At 68.8% G+C, this 19,402-nt stretch carries 22 protein-coding genes and 1 tRNA gene; 12 read left to right on the plus strand and 11 right to left on the minus strand.

Translation table 11 applies throughout. The annotated features are described in order from the left end of the window. Positions 1-22: 22 nt before the first annotated feature. Positions 23-1,276 carry a methyltransferase, FxLD system gene (gene fxlM, locus E1267_RS11375; protein ID WP_132332396.1) on the minus strand — a complete coding sequence of 418 codons (1,254 nt, stop codon included), beginning with the start codon at positions 1,274-1,276 and terminating at the stop codon, positions 23-25. A gap of 186 nt (positions 1,277-1,462) precedes the next feature. Further along, on the minus strand, positions 1,463-1,882 hold the full coding sequence (locus tag E1267_RS11380; RefSeq protein ID WP_132332397.1) for a hypothetical protein: 420 nt from the start codon (positions 1,880-1,882) through the stop codon (positions 1,463-1,465). A gap of 286 nt (positions 1,883-2,168) precedes the next feature. On the opposite strand from E1267_RS11380, the gene E1267_RS11385 reads away from it, so the two are divergent. Both E1267_RS11385 and E1267_RS11390 read left to right on the plus strand, forming a co-directional pair. Beyond that, a complete protein-coding gene (locus E1267_RS11385; protein WP_132332398.1) occupies positions 2,169-3,614 on the plus strand; it encodes a helix-turn-helix domain-containing protein in 1,446 nt (481 codons plus the stop codon). Next, positions 3,611-4,213 carry a YdcF family protein gene (locus tag E1267_RS11390; protein WP_132332399.1) on the plus strand — a complete coding sequence of 201 codons (603 nt, stop codon included), beginning with the start codon at positions 3,611-3,613 and terminating at the stop codon, positions 4,211-4,213. Before E1267_RS11385 ends, E1267_RS11390 begins: the two co-directional genes overlap by 4 nt. 583 nt (positions 4,214-4,796) lie before the next feature. On the opposite strand, the gene E1267_RS11395 is transcribed toward E1267_RS11390, so the two are convergent. Further along, a complete protein-coding gene (locus tag E1267_RS11395; RefSeq protein ID WP_342774802.1) occupies positions 4,797-6,131 on the minus strand; it encodes an IS630 family transposase in 1,335 nt (444 codons plus the stop codon). Positions 6,132-6,246: 115 nt separating this feature from the next. Between E1267_RS11395 and E1267_RS11400 the strand changes: the two genes are divergently transcribed. Together E1267_RS11400 and E1267_RS47170 are read left to right on the plus strand one after the other, a co-directional pair. Then, positions 6,247-7,623: a site-specific integrase gene (locus E1267_RS11400; protein ID WP_220449425.1), complete on the plus strand. Its 1,377-nt coding sequence runs from the start codon at positions 6,247-6,249 to the stop codon at positions 7,621-7,623. Then, the gene (locus E1267_RS47170; protein WP_220449426.1) at positions 7,623-7,817 is read left to right on the plus strand and encodes a hypothetical protein; all 195 of its coding nucleotides are present in this window, start codon (positions 7,623-7,625) and stop codon (positions 7,815-7,817) included. Before E1267_RS11400 ends, E1267_RS47170 begins: the two co-directional genes overlap by 1 nt. A gap of 359 nt (positions 7,818-8,176) precedes the next feature. On the opposite strand, the gene E1267_RS11405 is transcribed toward E1267_RS47170, so the two are convergent. Further along, a tRNA-Ile gene (locus tag E1267_RS11405) sits at positions 8,177-8,250 on the minus strand. Positions 8,251-8,512: 262 nt separating this feature from the next. Between E1267_RS11405 and E1267_RS11410 the strand changes: the two genes are divergently transcribed. After that, the gene (locus E1267_RS11410) at positions 8,513-9,040 is read left to right on the plus strand and encodes a histidine phosphatase family protein (RefSeq protein WP_132332401.1); all 528 of its coding nucleotides are present in this window, start codon (positions 8,513-8,515) and stop codon (positions 9,038-9,040) included. Positions 9,041-9,267: 227 nt separating this feature from the next. Here the strand turns inward: E1267_RS11410 and E1267_RS11415 are convergent, their stop codons facing one another. Next, positions 9,268-10,200: a LysR family transcriptional regulator gene (locus E1267_RS11415; RefSeq protein WP_132332402.1), complete on the minus strand. Its 933-nt coding sequence runs from the start codon at positions 10,198-10,200 to the stop codon at positions 9,268-9,270. 96 nt (positions 10,201-10,296) lie between these two features. Between E1267_RS11415 and E1267_RS11420 the strand changes: the two genes are divergently transcribed. Further along, positions 10,297-10,521, plus strand: a complete 225-nt coding sequence (locus E1267_RS11420) for a DUF6158 family protein (protein ID WP_132332403.1) — start codon at positions 10,297-10,299, stop codon at positions 10,519-10,521. After that, on the plus strand, positions 10,518-10,757 hold the full coding sequence (locus tag E1267_RS11425; RefSeq protein WP_132332404.1) for a hypothetical protein: 240 nt from the start codon (positions 10,518-10,520) through the stop codon (positions 10,755-10,757). Before E1267_RS11420 ends, E1267_RS11425 begins: the two co-directional genes overlap by 4 nt. A 126-nt stretch (positions 10,758-10,883) precedes the next feature. On the opposite strand, the gene E1267_RS44225 is transcribed toward E1267_RS11425, so the two are convergent. Both E1267_RS44225 and E1267_RS11430 read right to left on the minus strand, forming a co-directional pair. Further along, a complete protein-coding gene (locus tag E1267_RS44225; RefSeq protein ID WP_165959559.1) occupies positions 10,884-11,045 on the minus strand; it encodes a hypothetical protein in 162 nt (53 codons plus the stop codon). After that, positions 11,042-12,673 (minus strand): sodium:solute symporter family protein, encoded by a 1,632-nt coding sequence (locus E1267_RS11430; protein ID WP_246063736.1) that lies wholly within the window; start codon positions 12,671-12,673, stop codon positions 11,042-11,044. Before E1267_RS11430 ends, E1267_RS44225 begins: the two co-directional genes overlap by 4 nt. A gap of 85 nt (positions 12,674-12,758) precedes the next feature. Here E1267_RS11430 and E1267_RS11435 point away from each other — a divergent pair, with 85 nt between their 5' ends. Further along, positions 12,759-13,541, plus strand: coding sequence for a putative hydro-lyase (locus E1267_RS11435; protein ID WP_220449427.1), 783 nt, complete (start codon positions 12,759-12,761; stop codon positions 13,539-13,541). Here E1267_RS11435 and E1267_RS11440 read toward each other — a convergent pair. Genes E1267_RS11440 through E1267_RS11450 form a run of 3 tightly spaced genes read right to left on the minus strand, consistent with a single transcriptional unit; the run spans position 13,523 to position 15,485 of the window. Further along, positions 13,523-14,119: a P-loop nucleotide/nucleoside kinase family protein gene (locus E1267_RS11440; RefSeq protein ID WP_132332406.1), complete on the minus strand. Its 597-nt coding sequence runs from the start codon at positions 14,117-14,119 to the stop codon at positions 13,523-13,525. The genes E1267_RS11435 and E1267_RS11440 overlap by 19 nt on opposite strands. A gap of 33 nt (positions 14,120-14,152) precedes the next feature. After that, the gene (locus E1267_RS11445) at positions 14,153-14,542 is read right to left on the minus strand and encodes a PPOX class F420-dependent oxidoreductase (RefSeq protein ID WP_181957783.1); all 390 of its coding nucleotides are present in this window, start codon (positions 14,540-14,542) and stop codon (positions 14,153-14,155) included. A gap of 34 nt (positions 14,543-14,576) precedes the next feature. Further along, entirely contained in the window at positions 14,577-15,485 is a 909-nt protein-coding gene (locus E1267_RS11450; RefSeq protein WP_132332407.1) for a phosphotriesterase family protein, read from the minus strand. A gap of 148 nt (positions 15,486-15,633) precedes the next feature. On the opposite strand from E1267_RS11450, the gene E1267_RS11455 reads away from it, so the two are divergent. Together E1267_RS11455 and E1267_RS11460 are read left to right on the plus strand one after the other, a co-directional pair. Then, the gene (locus tag E1267_RS11455; RefSeq protein WP_132332408.1) at positions 15,634-16,095 is read left to right on the plus strand and encodes a TIGR02611 family protein; all 462 of its coding nucleotides are present in this window, start codon (positions 15,634-15,636) and stop codon (positions 16,093-16,095) included. 47 nt (positions 16,096-16,142) lie between these two features. Then, positions 16,143-17,105, plus strand: coding sequence for a TolB-like translocation protein (locus E1267_RS11460; protein ID WP_132332409.1), 963 nt, complete (start codon positions 16,143-16,145; stop codon positions 17,103-17,105). A gap of 3 nt (positions 17,106-17,108) precedes the next feature. Here E1267_RS11460 and E1267_RS11465 read toward each other — a convergent pair whose 3' ends face one another. Next, positions 17,109-17,429, minus strand: a complete 321-nt coding sequence (locus E1267_RS11465; RefSeq protein WP_132332410.1) for a GroES family chaperonin — start codon at positions 17,427-17,429, stop codon at positions 17,109-17,111. Between the two features lie 101 nt (positions 17,430-17,530). Between E1267_RS11465 and E1267_RS11470 the strand changes: the two genes are divergently transcribed. Both E1267_RS11470 and E1267_RS11475 read left to right on the plus strand, forming a co-directional pair. Beyond that, positions 17,531-18,094, plus strand: a complete 564-nt coding sequence (locus E1267_RS11470; RefSeq protein ID WP_132332411.1) for a DUF1349 domain-containing protein — start codon at positions 17,531-17,533, stop codon at positions 18,092-18,094. Positions 18,095-18,148: 54 nt separating this feature from the next. After that, positions 18,149-19,402, plus strand: coding sequence for an ArgE/DapE family deacylase (locus E1267_RS11475; RefSeq protein WP_246063738.1), 1,254 nt, complete (start codon positions 18,149-18,151; stop codon positions 19,400-19,402).

Genomic DNA, 19,402 nt, shown 5'->3' on the forward strand with positions numbered 1-19,402 from the left:
CGGGTGGGGCTTCCGGAAGCCTTCAGGCGGGGGTACCGCCAGCGGTCCCGGAGTTCGGGGGCCAGGAGACGGCGATGCTTCCGTGCCGCTTGCGCACCACCCCGCCCAGCTCAGGCTCCGGTGGGGTGTCGGCCTGAGCGGGTAGATAGCGGATGGAGGCGGCGTCGCGGCGGCGGAAGTTTTCCGCCCAGCGGAGCAGTAGCTGCCCGTACTGCTCTGCGACGTCCGCTGCGGAGGGTCCGTGCGCGATGACGCCGCACTCGAAACCGGTGTCGCTGTCCTGGCTGGCGCGTTTAATGCGGTAGGCGAAGCTGCCGTCGTGGGCGATGAGGGCGGGTACTCCGAGGCGCGTGGCGGCGGTCAGCAGTCCGCCGTCGATGCGCTCCTGGCTGGCGTGCAGCAAGGCCATCCGGGGCGAGTTGGTCAGTAGGAAAAGCTCCAGTTCGTCGGGCATATCGAAGACGGCGCCGGGCCAGGCATTCGAGGTGGGTTCGTGCAGGGCTTGCCGAAGCGCGGTCACGTCGAAGCCGGCCTCGTCGGAGTCCTCTACGGTCAGGTAGACGCCGGTGTCGAGGGTGAGGCGGCGGCGGTCGTGTGCTCCTTGCCCCTGTACGGGGACAAAGCGGCACAGGCGGTAGCTGCGGCTGATCAGGCCGGCGCCGTCGCGGTCGAACGCGATGGATCGGGTGATGCCCTTCATCCGCAGGGGCACCACGAGCCGGCCGTCGCCGGTGAGCTGCTTCAGCCATGCGGGTGGGATGTCCGGGCTGTCGAAGGTGACGATGATCCGGTCGTACGGGGCGCTTGCAGGAACACCGTGTTCGGCGTCGGCGAGTATCACGTCGACGCGTTCATATCCGGCTTGAGTGAGGCCCGTGCGAGCCCGTTCGACGATGTCGGGGTCGATGTCGACGGAGGTGACGTGCCCGGCCGGGCCGACGAGTTCTTGCAGGAGGGCGGCGTTGTAGCCCATGGAGCCGATCTCGAGGACATTCATGCCGGATCTGATGGCCGCCTGCTCCAGCATGGTGGCCTGGAGATGCGGCGCCGACAGCGAGCTGAGGGTCAGGCCGTCGCCGTCTCGCTTGACCGGTACGGCGGTGTTCGATTCGTACGCCTCCTGCAGAGATACCTCCGGCGCGAACAGGTGCCGGGGCACTGCGGTCATGGCGTCGGCCACGGCCTCTGAGGTGATCGGGTCGCCGCGGAGCTCATCCACCATGGCGGTGCGAAGGCGGGCGGGTTCGTCGGCGTCGTGGTTGCGGATCGTAGTCATGTGATCACCGTATTGGTCGGGTGGCTGGACAGGTCGCTATCGGGATGAGGCTGAGGGCATACAGCTTGATCCCGTACGGATGGCGCTGTTTGTGGAGCAGGGATAGCCGGGCTCGGCTGCCCAGGCAGAGCCGTGAACGGTGCGCCTGACCAGGGCATGTGGAGCGGACGCCGTTTCTCGTTCCCGTCACCCTCGCTCCCAGTGAGGGCTGGCATGCTGCCACAGGCCCTGAACTTCTTCGGCCATCCGGCGCACAAGCATCTCCTGATCGGGGGCCGTGACGATCAGCCCTGGGCGGGGGCATTCGCCGCGATAGAAGGCCACGAGGCCGCGCTCGTGACGGGAGTAGAAGAGCAACCAGTGGGGAAACCTCGCCTGGCTCTCCGCCACGTACTTCATCCCGCGGCGATCCGCCTCGGCGTCGCTGGCGAAACTCACAATCGTCCACTCCGATCGCGCAAGTGAGGCAAGGTGCAGGCCGGGCTCGCACTCTCTGAACGCGAGCCCGGCCACGCGTACGGGCAGCGGGGAAGGCGACACCGGGCCACCCGCACAGGGCATGGCATGCGGTGGTGCAAGCCGGTTCCGCACTTCACTGATTGCCATGCCACGACCAGGAAGCCCCAGGAGATACGGCCACGTCTTCGGCCGAACTTGCCGGCCGAATCGGCGGACGCCGAGCTGTGTGACCGCAGCAACGTCACGATGATCAGCACCGCAGTACTCACGACTTAGGGCTGAGCCGGTGCCGAGGGACATGTGGCCTCATCGTGTCGGGGGGCTTCTCGCGTTCGCCTAGCACATCGGACCAAGAGCCCTACACCTGGACGATGCGGGCCGCTTGCGTGCACTCCGGCGATACTTCTGAAGCATCTCGCTGGTCACGGACGCGATGGAGGGGCACACTGAGCGTGCCCACACCGTGCCCACACGCCGACCGAAAAGGGATCGCCAGGTGGAAGCACCACCACTCCCACTTCCGGACCTGCTGAAACACCTCCGGCACGCCGCCAAAATGACGCAGCAGCAGATGGCAGAACAGCTCTGCGCGATGACCGGCACGTGGACGCTCACCCGATTCGAGATCGGCAGATGGGAACAGGGCCGTGTCCGGCCCACGTCATGGCTGCCTGCCCTGGCCGAGGTTCTCAACGTGGACCTCAATGTGCTGGAGAAGGCGCCGGACAGAGCCGACAAGAAGACGCGCTCCAAGCAGGCGGCACCCGATCCCTACACTGGCCTCAGCAACGAGGCAGAGCAGGTGGGCGAGGTGCTACGCCGGACATTCCTCCAGAGCGGAATCGCGGTCGCCGTGATGCCAGCCATGAGCACTCACCAAGATCGGCGCGTCATCCAGGCCCTCAACGTGGTGGGGAGTGCCCACATCGGCAGGGTCCTGGACGGGCTCGGGGAACTCATCGATCACTACGCACAGACGATCTGCTCCCTGCCCCCCGCTGAGGTGTACGACGAACTGCTCACCGTCAGGTCCTACACCAGCGGCATCATGGACCAGGTCAGGCATGCACCAGCAAGGACAGACCTCGTCCTCGCGACCGGCCGGCTCTCACACCTGCTCGCGGTCGCCGCCTGCGACATGGGCGAACACGCCGCCGCGCGCGTCTGGTGTTCCGACGCCGAACGCCGAAGCCGCGAAGCGGGACATCCCGAACTGGAAGCATGGTCCACCCTGACCAAAGCCATGATCGCCTGGTACCAGGGTCAGCCTCGCCACTCAGCGACGTTGTCGGCCCGCGGCCAGGAACTCGTGCAGTGCGGCACCGTCGTTTACGCGAAGCTGGCCTCTCAAGAGATGCGCGCTGCGGCGATGGCCGGGGACGTGGACGGCATGACGCGGGCCCGGAGACAAGCGAGCACAGCGGTCGCGGCGCTTCCGGCCGACGCACCCACCACTGGAGCCTTGTCGATCGCGCTGTCGGAAGACCCGCCGTACACCGCGACGTCTCTGCTGTTCGCCGGCCGCTATCGGGAGGCCGTAACCGTCACTAACCGGGTGATCGAGATCGTCTACCAGCCCGAGGCGCGGCAGCGTGGTGAGCATCCTTCCGGGTACGCTCGCTCCCTGTTGATCCTCGCGCTGGCCCAGGCCGCGCTGGGCCGGCTGGACGAATCGGTAGCCGCCGGCCACGCCGCGCTCTCCGGCAGTCGCCCGGCCTGGCCGACCATGGTGCTGGCGGGCAAGCTTGACAAGGTGCTTGCTCAGCGGTTCGCCGATGCCCATCAGGTAGCCGAGTACCATGCTTGCTACCTGGGTGCGATCACTACTTCCGCAGCACACCAGTTGCAGCTCTCGCACGCTGTTGAGGACCGTGAATGACCGACGAGATCAGCTCGGGGCAGGTAGCCGAGATCACCGCGTTCGTGGACATCCAGGCCCCACCACCGGCGGATCAGGCGACTGCCCTCTTTTTGTTCGGCACCAACCAGGCGCCGCCCGCGGAGATCGCCGCCGAGCGTTTCCACGCGGGACTGGCACCTCTGATCATCGTCACCGGTGGCGTGAACCGGCACAACGGGATCGTTGAAGGCCGGACATTCCAGCGTCAACTCATGGACCGCGGTGTCCCTGAGGCCGTGATCCGCTGCGAAGACCGGTCCGCCAGCACCTGGCAGAACGTCGAGTTCTCGCTTGCCTACCTTCATGAAGCACTTCGTGCCGGGCTGACGATTACGACGGTGTCGAAGTGGTACCACCGCCGTACCGTGCACATCCTCAAGACCCTGCTCCACGACGTCGGTGCCTTCAACGCCATCGGCTGGGAGCCGGTCTACGCGGGCAAGCTCGTCACCCGGGCTGACTGGCCGTCCATCCCTGACGGGAGGCGGCGGGTGCTCCGCGAATGGGAAGAGGTCTCTCGCCGGGTTGAAGACGGCAGCCTTGCCACGCTGGAACGCGTGAACGGATCGTGGCGCTGACCCTCGAGATCCGACCGACTGCACAGATCCAGACTGCATACAACATGCGAAGTTCAGGGGCCGAGAAGACGATGGCACGCGACGTTGCGGATCCGGAACTCAGGTTTGTGCGGAGGGAACAGCTCGTCGCACTTCATGTCGATCAGCGACGAGCCCTCACCGCGTCGCGAAATGCCCGGTGAAGCTGGGCGAGGGTCGGCGGGGGTGTGCTTGATGCGGGGGCCCGATCGGGGAGAATGGCCGTTGGTTGACGGATGGACCACCGGCCGCGGACGTCCAGCGCCGTGACCGTGTGGCTCATCGATGCGTGTCTGGTTTTTGGACGTGCTGACGTTCTTGGCGCCGCCATCTCTGTCGTCTCGTCTACCGGCTTTCTGGTCAGGTGAGTCAGCGGTGCCGATGGGGGAAGCGGACGAGACGGATGACTTACGCCACAGCTGATCGGGCGTCAAGGCGTTGATGCTGGCGGTGCCTTGGACAGCGCTCCCGGCTTGAGGCGGTGAGCTCTGCTGGCCGCCGGGCGCGCCTGCGCCGGCCACGGCTATCACGCCGGCGATGACGGCGGTAGCTTCACCCGCTAGTGTCATCCGCCTGAAATTCGTCGGCAATATTTGGCGAGGGATTCGAGGATCTCCTCGGCGGTCTTGGTCCAGACGAAGGGCTTGGGATCGGCGTTCCAGCGATCCATCCAGGCGCGGATGTCGTGCTCCAGCGCCTGGACGCTCTTGTGCACCCCTCGGCGGATGAGCTGGTCGGTCAGGTAGCCGAACCAGCGCTCGACTTGGTTGATCCAGGAGGAGCCGGTCGGGGTGAAGTGCATGTGGAAGCGGGGGTGCCGGGCCAGCCACGCCCTGATCGCCGGTGTCTTGTGGGTCCCGTAGTTGTCGCAGATCAGGTGGATGTCCAGCTCGGCCGGCACGGTCTTGTCGATGGTGAGGAGGAACTTCTTGAACTCGGCAGCGCGATGCTGGCGGTGCAGTTCGCCGATGACGCTTCCGTCGGCGATGTTGAAGGCGGCGAACAGGCTGGTGATGCCATGACGAACGTAGTCGTGGGTGCGCCGTTCGGGCATGCCCGGCATCATCGGCAGCACCGGCTGCGACCGATCCAGCGCCTGGATCTGCGACTTCTCATCAACGCACAGCACCACCGCGCGTTCCGGCGGATCGTGATACAGCCCGACTACGTCGACGACCTTCTCTACGAACAGCGGATCGGTCGACAGCTTGAACGTGGTCGTGCGGTGCGGCTTAAGGTCGAAGGCCCGCCAGATCCGGCCGATGGTCGACTCCGACAGTCCGCTGCGCCGCGCCATCGAGGCGCGGGTCCAGTGCGTGGCGCCGGCCGGTGTCTCCTCCAAAGTGGCCACCACCACCCGCTCGACCTGCTCCAGGCTGATCGACGGGGGGCGGCCTGGGCGCGCCTCATCGATTAGCCCGTCCAGTCTCAGGCGCAGGAACCGGTGGCGCCACTTGGAGACCGTGTCCGGATGTACTCGCAACTCGGCGGCGATCTGCTTGTTGTCCTTACCGTCCGCGCACCCCAGCACGATTTTCGCGCGCATCGCCAGGGCCTGCGCGGACTTGGCCCGCCGTGCCCATCGCTGCAGCACCGCCCGCTCGTCCTGCGACACTGTCAGTCCCGCCTTGGGCCGGCCGGTGCGCGCGTCGTCGGCCAGAGCCTCCAGCCCGCCTCGGGCGAAAGCCGCACGCCACTTGCGCACCGTGCTCTCCGCAACGCCAAGATCCCGTGCCACCTGCGCAGTGCTGATCCCCGACCCTGCACACGCCAGCACGATCCTCGCCCGGACCGCCACCCTCGACGGCTCCGCTGACATCCCGATCAGCCGAGCCCGCTCACTGTCCGATAAGTGGATCTCCACTGCGGATGGTCCTGGATGCGCCACGACCACCACCATACGGATTTAACTGGCGAATTTCAGGCGGATGACACTAGCGCAACGCCCGTCCGGCGCGTGGTGTGGGTGCGGGCGATGGACAGAGGCGACAGTTCGACGAGAAAGGTCAGCCACGATGATGAACGGCACCATCTACAAGACCTGTTCTTGCCGGGATGAGGCGAGCGGGAAGAAGCTCGGCAAGAGCTGCCCGAAGCTCCGCCGCTTCGGGGGCAAGGGGGAGCGGTGGAGTCCCACGCACGGCACGTGGGCCTATCAGTTGGAGCTGCCAGCGCGCGCGGACGGGCGGCGGCGCAACCCGTTGCGTCGTCAAGGCTTCACTGCGGTGGAGGAGGTGGAGGCGGAGCTGGAGCACGCTTGCGCGCTGTTGGCGCTGGACGAGGATCCGCAGGTCCGGCGGAAGGTCACCGACTTGATGCTGGCCGTCCTCAAGGACACCAAAGCGCTCCCGCCGGTGGAGGAGGTGCGGCGAAAGGTCCGTACTCACCAGGATTTGAACCCGACGGTGACGGTCGCGGAATGGATGACCGAGTTCCTGCGCCGCAAGCGGAAGATCGATCAGACGACGCGCCGCTCCTATGAGGCGCACATACGGCTGTACTTCATGCCCTATCTGGGTGATATCCGTCTGGACCGGTTGCGGGTCTCCGATATCGCGGGCATGTTCGACGCGATCGAGGAGTTCAACGACGTCATCGTCACCGCCCGTGCCAGCGACGATCCCGACGAGCGGGCCAAGGTGCGGTATCGGCGGCCGGTCGGGCCGAGCACCATGCATCGCATCCGCGCGACCCTGCGGCACGCGCTGAACATCGCGATCAAGCAGGACCGGCTGATCGACTTCAACCCGGCAGCGGTGGTCGAGCTGCCGGATGCGGACAAGCCGAAGGCGCTGGTGTGGACCGACGAGCGCGTCGCAGCCTGGAACCAGGATCTGCATCAACGGCTGGCCGTCGAACAGCAGCGACGCGGCGGCCGGGTCAACCCGATCAACGTCTACATCTCCACCTCGCGACCCTCACCCGTCATGGTGTGGACTCCGGCACACACGTCGGCCTTTCTAGCTCAGGCGGCCGGTCATCGGCTGGCGGTGTTGTACCGGTTGATCGCGTTGCGCGGGCTGCGCCGGGGTGAGGCGGTGGGGTTGCGGTGGAAGGACATCGATCTGAACGCCGGGACGGCCGGGGTGCACTGGCAGATCACCCAGCTGGGTTGGGAGACCATCCAGGGCAAGCCCAAGACCGAGGCCAGCGACCGCACCATTGCCCTGGACGCCGACACCGTCACCGCCCTGCGCGGCCACCGCAAGGCGCAGGCCGCCGAGCGTCTGGCCGCAGGGGAGATCTGGCAAGACAGCGGATTCGTCTTCACCGACGAGATCGGCCGCCCGTTGCATCCGCAGCACGTCAGCGACCAGTCCTATCTGCTGTCTTACGAGGCGGGTCTACCACCGGTGCGGCTGCATGACTGCGGCATGGGGCTGCGTCCCTGATGTTGGCCGCCGGGGTCGACCTGAAGATCGTGCAGGAGACGCTTGGACACGTCTCCTCCGCCTTCACCCGCGACACCTACACCAGCGTCTACCCGGAGGTGGCCCGCGCGGCGGCCGAGTCCACCGCCGCCCTCATCAGCGCCGTGCCGGGCGCCGGTCACGCTCGCTTGATCACTTTGCCTGCTCGCGTCTGAGTATCAAGTAGTCCACATGGGGGCCCGCAGCGAGAGCTGCGGGCCTGGTCTTTCGGAGCCGAAAGACCAGCGGATGAAAAGTCTGCTCGGTCACATGGCGAGGGCGGGGGGAACATGCTCAGGAACCAGCAGTTGACCACACCGGTGCTGTGGCTTGGGGGAGCGGGCCGTGCAGGTGTTCCGGCTTGATCTTCTCTTGATGGTCGCTGAGGTCTGTCGTGAAGACAGCGGTCTAAATGATCTACCGGGTTGCACAACCCGCGCCGCCGAGCAATCAGCGAGCAACCAGCCATGATCAAAAGCGAGATCCGAGGCCGGCGAGAACCGAGAAACCCCAGGTCGAACGCGGTATTGGTGAGTAGGGCGGGTGGGACTTGAACCCACGACCCACGGATTATGAGTCCGATGCTCTGACCGGCTGAGCTACCGCCCCTGGATTCAGTTGTGTGACGTGCGGTGGGCGTCACAACGATCATGCTCCTGCCCCCGCGCATGCTAAGGCTAGAGCATGGGAACCGATTGTGGTGCCCGGCCGGACGGGAGGCAGACCTCCGCACACATCATTCCACGCCCGAACGAGTTGGTGGAGCCTGAGACGATCATTTTCGGGTCCGGCCGGGTCTGCGGAGTCGCTGTGGCGGGGGGAGGCCAGGTCTTCCCAGCGGGTACGCAGGTAAGGCCGGTACCGTCTGGGCGTGGCTGTCAAACTGATCTACGAGGCGCACTCCACCACCGTGGACAACGAGACGGGCATCGCCACCGGATGGTTGCCGGGTGAGTTGTCCTCCCTCGGGCGTGCCCAAGCGGTGGAGTTGGGGGCGCGGCGGCGGAAGGTCGATGTCGTTTACTCATCCGACCTGCGGCGGTCCGTGCAGACGGCCGAGATCGCCTTCGGGGGGACCGGCAAGGAGATCAAGCTGGACCGGCGGCTCAGGGAGTGCGACTACGGGATTCACAACGGGCGGCCGGTGAGTGAGGTCGCGGCGTTGCGGAGCAGGTACGTCGACACCCCGTGGCCGGGAGGACAGAGCTACCGGCAGGTGGTCGCCGAGACGGCGGCGTTCCTGCGGGATGTGATGGGGGAGTGGCAGCGGGGGACGGTGCTGGTGGTGGCGCACACCGCGAACTTGTGGGCACTGCAGAACCTGCTGCACGGTAGGCCGCTGGAGGAACTTGTCAGATCGTTCGAGTGGCAGCCGGGATGGGAGTTCCTGCTGGTCTGAGCGCGCGGCGGTTGTGCGTGAGGCGGCCCAGGCGCTGAGCGGCGGCGGATGGTGTCGACCACGCCGGAACGGGCGGCGGAGGTGGGTCGCGGGCACGGCAAGGTCGCCGGTCGCGAGGGCGATCAGCGCGGACGCTCTGGGCAGGGGAACCTTCTCGCTGTCGGGGCGCGCTGACGGCGACGGCGGAGCACGGAGCGGGGGAGAGCCGGTCTGCCCCGGAGGCAGTGTCACGGAGCGGTTCCATATCCCGGATTGCGTACGAGCCAGTCGTTGTAGACCGGGCTCTTGCGTACGGCGTCCATGTGGGCCTGTTTCGCCTGTGCCACCACCCAGGCGGAGTCGGGCGCGGTGGGGTGGCGGCCGAGGAGTTGCCGCCAGCGCAGCGGCGCACCGGCCAGCGGCACCATGACCAGGTCCTGGGCGGGCTGGTGGGTGGCCTGGCACAGTACGGCGGCCCGGCCGACCTGCGCCAGGTGCGTGCATGTCGGCACGTCCGTCTCGTAGATCGTGCCAGGCGTGAACCCGGCCCTGGCGCAGGCCATGGCGAAGCAGTCGGCGAAGCAGCCGTCTCCCGGAGTGACCGCCCACTGCTCCTCGGCGAGTTCGGCCAGTTCGATCTCTTTCTCCTTGGCGGCGGGATGGTTCTCGGCCACCAGGCAGAAGACGGGGTCGACGCTGATCGTCTCCCACAGGAGCGAGCCGGTGGGGGTGCCGGAGTCGCCGCAGGCGCCGGTCAGCACGTAGTCGAGGCGGCCGAGCTCGGCCATGCTGTTCAGCTCGTGCGCCGACCAGGAGGTGTACGTGCTGATCGTGCGTTCGGCGGCGAGGCGGTCGACCAGGCCCCCCAGTATGGGGCCGTTGGTGGCGCCGATGCGGAAGCCGGGGGAGGGGGCCTGGGCGAAGCGCAGCGCTTCGTCCTGGAGTTCCTTGGCGGCGGGCAGCAGTACGCGTGCCCTGGCGAGCACCAGCTCGCCGAGCCGGGTGGGCCGGGCGCCGCGGCGGTCGCGCTCGAACAGGGTGCCGCCGAGCACCCTCTCGATGCGCTTGAGCTGGGCAGTGAGGGCCGGTTGTGCCAGCCCGAGCAGGGACGCGGCCTTGCTCACACTTCCCGCGTCCGCGACCGCGCGCACGATCCTGAGGTGCCTGAGCTCGAGGTCCATAACGGGAAGGTAAGGCGGCGATGTCTTACAAACAATGCCTAAATGTCAGGAAATGTGACAGATATTGTTGCTGGTCTTCTGGGGTAGTGGGAGCCCATGACGACGATGGGAATAGACGCGGGCGAGCTCAGCGACGACGATCTGGTGCGTGAGCTGCGGCAACTGCACGCCACGCGGAGTGACACGTTCTTCCACGGATCGGACGACGCTCTGACGACGCACACGTCGCGTACCAACGAGCTGGAGGCCGAATACCTCCGGCGCCATCCCGAGCGCGAGGTCGACCCGATGCGGCTGAGGGAGGGGGCGAGACAACGATGATGACAGAGAGCCACGATGTCCAGTCCCTGTCGGACGTGGACATCCACGTGTACGAGGCGGTGGCCTCCCAGACGGTCGAGCACGGGAGCGCGGAGCTCGACGCGCTGGTCCGGGCGACGGACCTGGACGAGGACGACGTGCGGGAGAGCCTGGCCACGCTCATCGAGCACGGCCACGTGGTGCCCAAGGGCGAGGGGTACGCGCTGGGCCGGCACACGTTCGAGGTCGAGTACTGACGGGCGTCATTCCAGGAACCGCAGGATCCGGCCGGCCGGGCGGGTGGGCGATAGCCAAGGCGGCGATCGCCCGCCCTCCGGAAAAGTCCGTCCACCCCCGGCGGGGGCGCGGGGGCGGGGAGCCGGTCAGATCCGTCTGACGCGCGACCACACCACGAAGGCGCCGCCGAAGACGGCCATGGCCAGGCCCGTCCACAGGTTGACGGCCTCCCCGGCGAGCCCGGCGACGATGAGGATCACGCCGTACAGCAGGAACAGCCCGCCGATCACCAGTCTGATGTCCGTCACAGGATCACTCCGTACATCACAGCGGCCAGTACGATCGCGCCCGTGCCGAGCAGCACGGGCGAGCGGTACCACCGGGCGTCCCCGGCGAGCGCGTCGTCCTCCGCGTCCACGGCGGTGAGCCCGTAGACGAGGCCGCGCAGTTCCTCGGTCGGCCTGGCCGTGGTGACCAGCGTGACCGCCACGGACACGATGACGTCCACGACGAAGGCCACGCCCGCGCCCCAGAAGCTCGCGTTCAGCTCGGTGCCGAAGTTCAGGACCCCCGCCTTGTACGCGACGTAGGACACGAAGGCCGCCACCGTTCCGGCCAGCAGCCCCCAGAAGCCGGCCCACGGCGTCATCCGCCGCCAGAACAGCCCGATGATGAACGTCGCGAACAGCGGCGCGTTGAAGAAGGAGAACAGCGCCTGCAGGTAGTTCATGATGTTGGTGTAACCGGCCGCGATGAACGCCGTCCCGACGCCCAGCGCCACGCCCGCGACCGTCGCGATCCGGCCCACCCGCAGGTAGTAGCCGTCGTCGCGGTCCTTGCGCACGTGCGCCTGCCAGATGTCGTTGGTGAAGACGGTGTTGAAGCCGCTGATGTTGGCGGCCATGCCGGCCATGAACGACGCCAGCAGCCCGGTCACCGCGACGCCCAGCACGCCGTTCGGCAGCAGGTCGCGCATGAGCAGGGGGATCGCGTTGTTGTAGTCCTGCCCCTGGCCCCACCCGTCGAAGAGCACCAGCGCGATCATCCCGGGCAGGACGGTGACGAGCGGGATGAGCAGCTTCGGGTACGCGGCGATGATCGGCGTGAGCCGCGACGCGTTCGTGTTCCTGGCCGACAGGGCGCGCTGCACCTCGGCGAAGTTGGTGGTCCAGTAGCCGAACGACAACACGAACCCGAGCCCGAACACGATGCCGATCCAGTGGGCCTGCATCGGGTTCTCGCCGGCCGTGCCCGCCCAGGTGTGCAGGCCGCCCTCGCCGAGCGAGGTCTGCCGTACCTTGTCGGCCAGGCCGGAGACGCCGCCCACCTTGATGAGGCCGAGCACGGTCAGCGGGATCAGGCCGGCGAGGATCACGAAGAACTGCAGCACCTCGTTGTAGATCGCCGAGGAGAGCCCGCCGAGCGTGATGTACGCCAGCACGATCACCGCCGACACCACCACCGAGACCGGCAGCGGCCAGCCGAGCAGCGCCTCCATGACGATGGCCAGCGCGTACAGGTTCACCCCGGCGATGAGGATCTGCGCGACCGCGAACGTGATCGCGTTGAGCAGCTGCGTGGCCCCGTTGAAGCGCCTACGCAGGAACTCGGGCACGCTGCGGACCTTGGAGCGGTAGTAGAAGGGCATCATCACGATGCCGAGGAACACCATGGCGGGGACCGCGCCGATCCAGTAGTAGTGCACGGTCATCGCGCCGTACTGGACGCCGTTGGCCGCCATGCCGAGGATCTCGATCGCGCCGAGGTTGGCCGAGAGGAACGCGAGGCCGGTGACCCACGCGGGTAAGCCGCGACCGGCGAGGAAGAAGTCGAGGCTGGAGCTGATGTGTTTGCGGGCGGCCAGGCCGATGCCGAGCACGGTGGCGAAGTAGATGGCGATCAGAGCGTAGTCGAGGAGGTTCACATCTAGCCGCACCGCCACCCGCTACCCCGCAGATTCGCGACATCACCTAGCGGACGCGGTGATGGACCTCGGCACGCGGCGGTCATAACGTCAAGAGGTGGACGTCGCCGACCTGAGCCCCGGGCAGGCGCGCGAGCGGTTCCGCGCCGGCGAGCGGGTGCCCACCGCGGGCTGGTGCCGGGGCTGGACCCAGGCCAACCTGATCGCCGTGCCGGAGCGGCTCGGCTACGATCTGCTGCTGTTCGCCCACCTCAACCCGCGGGCGTGCCCGGTGCTCGACGTGGGGGAGCCGGGCGCCTGGTCCACCCGGCTGTTCCCCGGTGACCTGCGTACCGACCTGCCCGGCTACCGGCTCTACCGCGACGGCGCGGCGGTCGCCGACCTGGGTGACGTGGTGGCCGCGTGGCGCGACGACCTGGTGCCGGTCCTCATCGGCTGCAGCTTCACCTTCGAGCGGGCGCTGCTGGCCGCAGGGGTGCCGCTGCGGCACCTGGAGCAGGGGACGAACGTGCCGATGTACGTCACCGGCGTCGCCTGCGAGCCCGTCGGCAGCCTGTCCGGGCCGCTCGTCGTGTCGATGCGGCCGGTTCCCGAGCACCTGGTGAAGACGGCCGTCGAGGTGAGCGGCCGTTATCCGATGGTGCACGGCACGCCCGTGCACGTGGGCGACCCGTCGGCGATCGGGATCGCGGACCTGGCCAGGCCCGACTTCGGCGATCCCGTCGAGGTGCGGCCGGGGGAGACGCCGGTGTTCTGGGCGTGCGGCGTGACACCCCAGGCGGCGGTGATGGCCGGCAAGGTCGAGTACGCGATCGGCCACCTGCCGGGACACATGGCGATCTTGGACACGCGGGACGACGACTACCGGGTGAACCCGTGATCCGCTGAACGCGCTCGCGGCGGTATCCCCGCCGCCGTCAGCTGGTCCGCGATCGGCGGCGCGCCGCGGCGATTGTCGATCTCCAGGTGGGGCACGGCCGGCGGCTCGTCCACCCGGATGGCCCGCAGGTAGGCGTCGAACGCCGCGAGCTTGCCCGCGTCACGCGCGAGACCACGTGCCGTGAGACGTTCGCGCAGCGTCGGTCCGTCGGAACGCACCCACAGCAGCCGCACCGGGGGCCCGCCCAGCTGCGCCACCCACTCCGCCCACCGCGCCGCGTCGTGCACCTGCGTGGTGAACGGGCCGTCGAGCAGCACCGGGCAGCCGTGGCCGCGGATCTGCCCGGCGGTCCTCGTCAGGCCGGCGTATTCGTGACGCTTGACGTTCTCGTCGTACCAGGGGCCCTCGCGCTCGCCGCCGGGCCTGCCGTGGGCGTGCAGGACCCGCGCCACGAAGTCGCCGTAGACGGTGTCCTTGTCGAGCAGGGCGGGCACCGGGTCGAGCCGGGCGAGCAGCGCGGTGGCCACCGAGGACTTGCCCGCGCCCGGCGGCCCGCTGACCACCCATGTAGTCGCCATGCCGTCACCCTAAGGAGCGTGGGCCGGTGAGCTTCACACCGCCCGGCTCGTACGGGGCCCGTCCACGCCCCACGAGACGATCCTGGCAGGGGTGATCCGGATGACCTCCCTCGAGAAGAACGCCACGGGCGGTTCGTGGTCCGTCAGGGCCTGCGCGGTGCCGCGGATCTCGATGCCCCGCACCACCCACGGGTCCACCGAGGCCAGGTCGTCCACGACGAACGCGACCGTACTGCCCGCCTGGACGTTCGCGAACTTCTTGGACGCGCCGAGGGCGTGCCCGCCGATGGTGATCGTGCCGGTGCCGGCGTCGACGAAGAACCCGGTGGGATTGTTCTGCACCTGCCCGTCGGGCGCGACCGTGGCCAGGCGGCCGATGCGCTGCGTGGACAGGTAGTCGAGTTCCGCTGGAGTGAAAATCATGCCACGCACTCTGCAACCTTGACACCGGTGGAGGTCAAGCCAGGCCGGAGGTCAGCCAGCGCAGCGGGTTGTCGTGCGTGATCAGGCGGATGGTGTCCTCGCCCACGTCCGCGTCGCGCAGGCGCGGCAGCAGGTCGTGGAAGAGGTGGGCGTAGCCGGGCCCGCCGTACTTGCGGGTCTGCGCCACCCGGCTCAGCCCTGTGCTGAGGAGGGTGCGGTCGGCGAGCCCGTCCTCGATGAGGCCGAGGGCGATCCTGGCCGCCTGGCCGGGGCCGAGGCCGAGAACACCGAGGCTCACGTACGCGCCCGCTTCGGCGATCTTCCTGGCGGCGGCCGGCTCGGCTCCGGCGTAGCCGACGGCCACCCGGGAGCCCGGTAGGTTCTCGCCGAGCAGGATCTCCAGCAGGGACAGGGCGTTCCTGCCGTGGGTGGCGACCGGCAGGCGGCACCGGAGCGAGGCGCGGGCGGCGGCGACCAGGCACCGTTCCTCTCGCGGGGTGGGTTCGGCGCCCCAGCAGCCGACCTCGCCGATCACGCCGGGGAAGACGCCCGTGCCGTCGACGCCGCTGGAGATCTCCTCAATGAGCAGGCCGGTGAGGGTGTCGGGGTCGGCGTCGCCGACGGTCGTGAACGGATCGGCGAACAGCCCGGTCGAGGCGATCACCGCCACCCTGCTGCCGGCGGCGACCCGGGCCAGGGTGCCGGCGTCGCGGCCCATGCCCATGCACGTCAGGTCGACCGCGAGGGAGAGCCCGCCGGACTGACGCAGCTCGCGCAGCTCCGCGGTGACGGTCGCCTCCTCGTCGAGCCACCGGTGCGGGTCGGACTCGATGCCGACCGCCCAGCGCATGTCGGTGCGCAGGTGCTCGTGGGGCAGCACGACGCCCTCGATGGAGGCCGCGCGTACAGGGCCGGTGACAGTGCGGAGCAATACGTCGGGCATAGCAGACATTAACCGATATTTACCGGTGGAAGCCCGCCCAAGCAGGAGATTTTACCTGTTTGGGGGTTTGGTGATTTGCTAGCCGTCTGCAAGTGTGACCGGAGGCAGCGCCGTATCCTGGGGGGCACATCGATTGCCGGGGGGAAATGTGACGATTCAGAACTCCGACACCGGCGAGGCCGACGTGATCAAGCGGGAGGCCGCCGGTCGCTCAGGCATGCCCGGACGTCGCAGGGGGATCCAGGGCTGGCTGGACGGCATCCGCTCGACCCGTACGGGCGCGCTGACGCTGAAGATCGTGATCGGCGTGATCGGCACGGTCATGGTGGTCGGTGGGCTGATCATGGTGCCGTTCCCCGGGCCGGGCTGGCTGGTCGTGTTCGCCGGGCTGGCGGTGCTGGCCACGGAGTTCCACTGGGCGCACAAGCTGCTGGAGTTCGGCAAGCGCGTGTTGCACGCCTGGACGGAGTGGTACAAACGGCAGGGCTGGACGGTGCGCATCGTCGTGCTCGCCGTGACCGTGGCCGTGGCCGGGGTGATCGTCTATCTCGGGCTGCGCACGGTCGGCTTCGACGTCGTCCAGTTCGCGCTGAGCTACGTGCATACCTAGTCGGCATCACACGGGAAAACCCGCGGATTCATGCCTATTCTGCGGGCGTGATCGCCACCATCGCCGTCGCGCTGTCCCTGACCCTCCCCACTCCCGTCGCGCTGCCCGTAGCGCTGCCCGTGCGGGCAGCCGTAGGGGCGGATCTGGAGCTTCCGGGCATCGGCGGTATGAAATTTCGCGAAAAAGCGGGCGATCCCGTACGGCTCACCGCCTACGGCCTCGGCACCCGGCGCACCTACCTGAGATCCGCCACCGGCAACGCCTTCACCCACAGGAAACCGTTGTCCGAGGTGTCGGTCTCACCCGGCGGCCGTCTGGCGGCGGGGGTGCCGGCGGCGTACCGGTCCGGCCACGACGCGCTCCTCGTCACCGACCGCGCGACCGGCGGGACCACCACGATCCGCACGGTCAAGAAGCCCATGACCGCCTCCTACGCGTCCTGGTCGCGTGACGGCAAGAAGGTCGCGCTCACGGTCGAGCAGAAGGTGAGCGGGAAGTGGCGGGTGCTCGGCTTCACCGTCGTGGACGTGGCCGGAAGGACCGCCCGCACGGTCGAGATCGACGGCCTGGGGGCGGACGCCGGCTTCTGGTGGAGCCCCGACGGCCATCTCGTCTCCCGGCACGGCACCGGCCTGCGCGTCCACCGGGCGTCCGACGGCGCGGTCGTGCGCGCGTACGCGGACGTGGGCCCGCCGACCGGCCCAGAGGACGCCTACTCCCCGTCGGGCAAGCGGCTGGCCACGTGGTGCCCCGAACGTTTCGAGGAGCAGCTCTGCCTGGTCGACCCGGCCACGGGAAGTATCGCCGGGCGGGTGGGCGCGGCGCCGCGGGCGGTGTTCGGGTGGTGGGATGACGAGCACCTCATCGCCGTCCTCGCGCACGGGGGCGCCTATCGCCTGTCGGTGCTCGACCTCAAGGGGAAGGTCACCCGCGTGCTGGCCGATGTGCCCGCCAGGACGTGGGACGCGGGCCTCTGGCTCTCCTTCGCCAGGACGGCGCCGACGTCATAGAGGTCAGAGATAGAGCCCGGTGCCGTGGTCGGTCTCCTGCGTGGCGACGGCGTGCAGGTCGCGCTCCCGCATCACGAGATAGATCCGCGCGTGCACCTCGACCTCGAACTGGTCCTCAGGGTTGAACAGCACCTTGTCGCCGACCTTGACCGAGCGCACGTTCGTGCCGACGCCGCAGACCTCGCCCCAGGCCAGGCGGTTGGCCATCTTGACCGTCGCGGGAATGACGATCCCGGAGCCGCTGCGCCGCTCCCCGGCCTCCTGCTCCATGCTGATCATGACCCGGTCGTGCAGCATCTGAATCTCGAACTTGGGCTCTTCCACGGGCCCAAGTTTACGAGTCGCGGGACATCCGGGTTCCCGGGTCCGCCGTCGCCCCCTCGGGGGCGCTTACCGGGGCGCCGGAATCGTGGCAGGATCACGTCATGATCATGGCCTTCGGCGAGACCGGCTGGCACTGGCTGAACCCTCCCCGCGAATGGACCGCCGACGACGGCTTGAGCCTCATCTGCGATCCCGCCACCGACATGTGGCGTAGGACCCACTACGGCTACACCTACGACAGTGCCCACATGTTCGGCCGCACCCTGCCCGGCGACCTCAAGCTGACCGTCACGTTCGCCGGCGACTACGCCGAGCAGTACGACCAGGCGGGCGCCCTGCTGAGGATCGACGAGCACCAGTGGATCAAGGCCGGCGTGGAGTACGTCGACGGCGGCTTCCACCTGAGCACGGTCGTGACCAGGGAGTTCTCCGACTGGTCGGTGCTGCCGCTCGGGCGCGCGGCCGACCGGGTGACGTTCACGCTGGAACGCGCGGGCGACGCGGTCACCGTGCGCTACGGCCTCGACGGTGACCCGCCGGAGACCCTGCTCCGCCTGGCCTACTTCCCGCCCGGCAGGCCCGTGATGGCCGGCGCCATGGCCGCCGCCCCCGTGGGCAAGGGCTTCGCCGTGCGCTTCGGCGAGGTACGGGCCGAAGCCGGCTGAGCGAGGCCCGGACACCTCGGACCTGACATCCCGGGCGACATGCAACAATGCAGCGTGCACGACGTAGAAGCCCGCGTACTCGACGCCATCGACGCCGCCGAGACCGTGAACCTGCTGGCCGAAGCCGTCAGGGTTCCCAGCGTCACCGGCACCGACGCCGAGTCGGACCTGCAGCACCACTACGCCCGCCTGCTCGCCGGCCTGGGCATGGACGTCGACGTGTGGAAGCTCGACCTCGACGAGCTCGGCGGGCGCCCCGGCTTCCCCGGCACCGAGGCCCCGCGCACCGAGGGGTACGGCCTCGTGGCCGTGACCGAGGGAGAGGGCGTTCCCGCGCTGGCGCTCCAGGGGCACGTGGACGTCGTCCCCACCGGCGACCTGGCCAAGTGGGAGGGCAGCGACCCGTTCGCCGCCAGGATCAGCGGCGACGTGCTGCACGGCAGGGGCGCGTGCGACATGAAGGCCGGGCTCGTCGCCAACCTGGCCGTGGCCAGGGCGATCCACCGTGCGGGGGTCAGGCTGGTCAGGCCGCTGGCCGTGCACTGCGTGATCAGCGAGGAGGACGGCGGGCTCGGCGCGTTCGCCACCCTGGAAAGGGGCCACACCGCCGAGGCCGCGGTCATCAGCGAGCCGACCAGCGGCACGGTCATCACCGCCAACGCCGGGGCGCTGACGTTCGGGCTGGAGCTCGCGGGGCGGGCCGCCCACGGCGCCACCCGCCAGGAGGGCGTCAACGCGGTCGAGGTGTTCTGGCCGGTGTTCGAGGCCATCAGGCGGCTGGAGGCGGCGCGCAACAGCGACGTGCCCGAGGCGTTCCGCGGCAACGCGCTGCCCTACCCGATCGAGATCGGCACCGTGCGGGCCGGCGACTGGGCCAGCACCGTGCCCGACCTGCTGGTCGCGGAGGGGCGGCTCGGGGTGCGGCTGGACGAGGACCCGGCCGCGGCGCGGGCGGCGTTCGAGGAGGCGGTCGCGGAGGTCGCGCACCCCTGGCTGCGGGCCAACCCGCCGGTGGTGACGTGGCCGGGAGGGCAGTTCGCCAGCGGCCGGCTGCCCGCGGGCCACGAGCTGCTGGGCGAGGTGAGCAGGGCGATCGCCGACACGACGGGCGCCGCGCCGGTGGAGGCGGCGGCGCCGTACGGCAGCGACCTGCGCCTGTACACGGCGGGCGGGATCCCGACGCTGCACTACGGCCCCGGAGACGTGCGGTTCGCGCACGCCCCCAGGGAGCAGGTCGCGCTGGACGAGCTGCTGGCCGTCACCCGCGCGCTGGCCCTGCTCGCGGTGCGCCGCTGCGGAGCCCGCTGA

The organism is Nonomuraea longispora, from assembly GCF_004348345.1.
GTDB classification, from domain to species: domain Bacteria; phylum Actinomycetota; class Actinomycetes; order Streptosporangiales; family Streptosporangiaceae; genus Nonomuraea; species Nonomuraea longispora.

Coding starts and splice junctions, on each gene's coding strand:
- E1267_RS47170 (WP_220449426.1), top strand. CDS start 7,623: ATGTTGGCCGCCGGGGTCGACCTGAAGATCGTGCAGGAGACGCTTGGA.
- E1267_RS11400 (WP_220449425.1), top strand. CDS start 6,247: ATGATGAACGGCACCATCTACAAGACCTGTTCTTGCCGGGATGAGGCG.
- E1267_RS11385 (WP_132332398.1), top strand. CDS start 2,169: ATGGAGGGGCACACTGAGCGTGCCCACACCGTGCCCACACGCCGACCG.
- E1267_RS11470 (WP_132332411.1), top strand. CDS start 17,531: ATGATCATGGCCTTCGGCGAGACCGGCTGGCACTGGCTGAACCCTCCC.
- E1267_RS11445 (WP_181957783.1), bottom strand. CDS start 14,542: ATGATTTTCACTCCAGCGGAACTCGACTACCTGTCCACGCAGCGCATC.
- E1267_RS11425 (WP_132332404.1), top strand. CDS start 10,518: ATGATGACAGAGAGCCACGATGTCCAGTCCCTGTCGGACGTGGACATC.
- E1267_RS11440 (WP_132332406.1), bottom strand. CDS start 14,119: ATGGCGACTACATGGGTGGTCAGCGGGCCGCCGGGCGCGGGCAAGTCC.
- E1267_RS11390 (WP_132332399.1), top strand. CDS start 3,611: ATGACCGACGAGATCAGCTCGGGGCAGGTAGCCGAGATCACCGCGTTC.
- fxlM (WP_132332396.1), bottom strand. CDS start 1,276: ATGACTACGATCCGCAACCACGACGCCGACGAACCCGCCCGCCTTCGC.
- E1267_RS11395 (WP_342774802.1), bottom strand. CDS start 6,131: ATGGTGGTGGTCGTGGCGCATCCAGGACCATCCGCAGTGGAGATCCAC.
- E1267_RS11450 (WP_132332407.1), bottom strand. CDS start 15,485: ATGCCCGACGTATTGCTCCGCACTGTCACCGGCCCTGTACGCGCGGCC.
- E1267_RS11420 (WP_132332403.1), top strand. CDS start 10,297: ATGACGACGATGGGAATAGACGCGGGCGAGCTCAGCGACGACGATCTG.
- E1267_RS11380 (WP_132332397.1), bottom strand. CDS start 1,882: ATGGCAATCAGTGAAGTGCGGAACCGGCTTGCACCACCGCATGCCATG.
- E1267_RS11415 (WP_132332402.1), bottom strand. CDS start 10,200: ATGGACCTCGAGCTCAGGCACCTCAGGATCGTGCGCGCGGTCGCGGAC.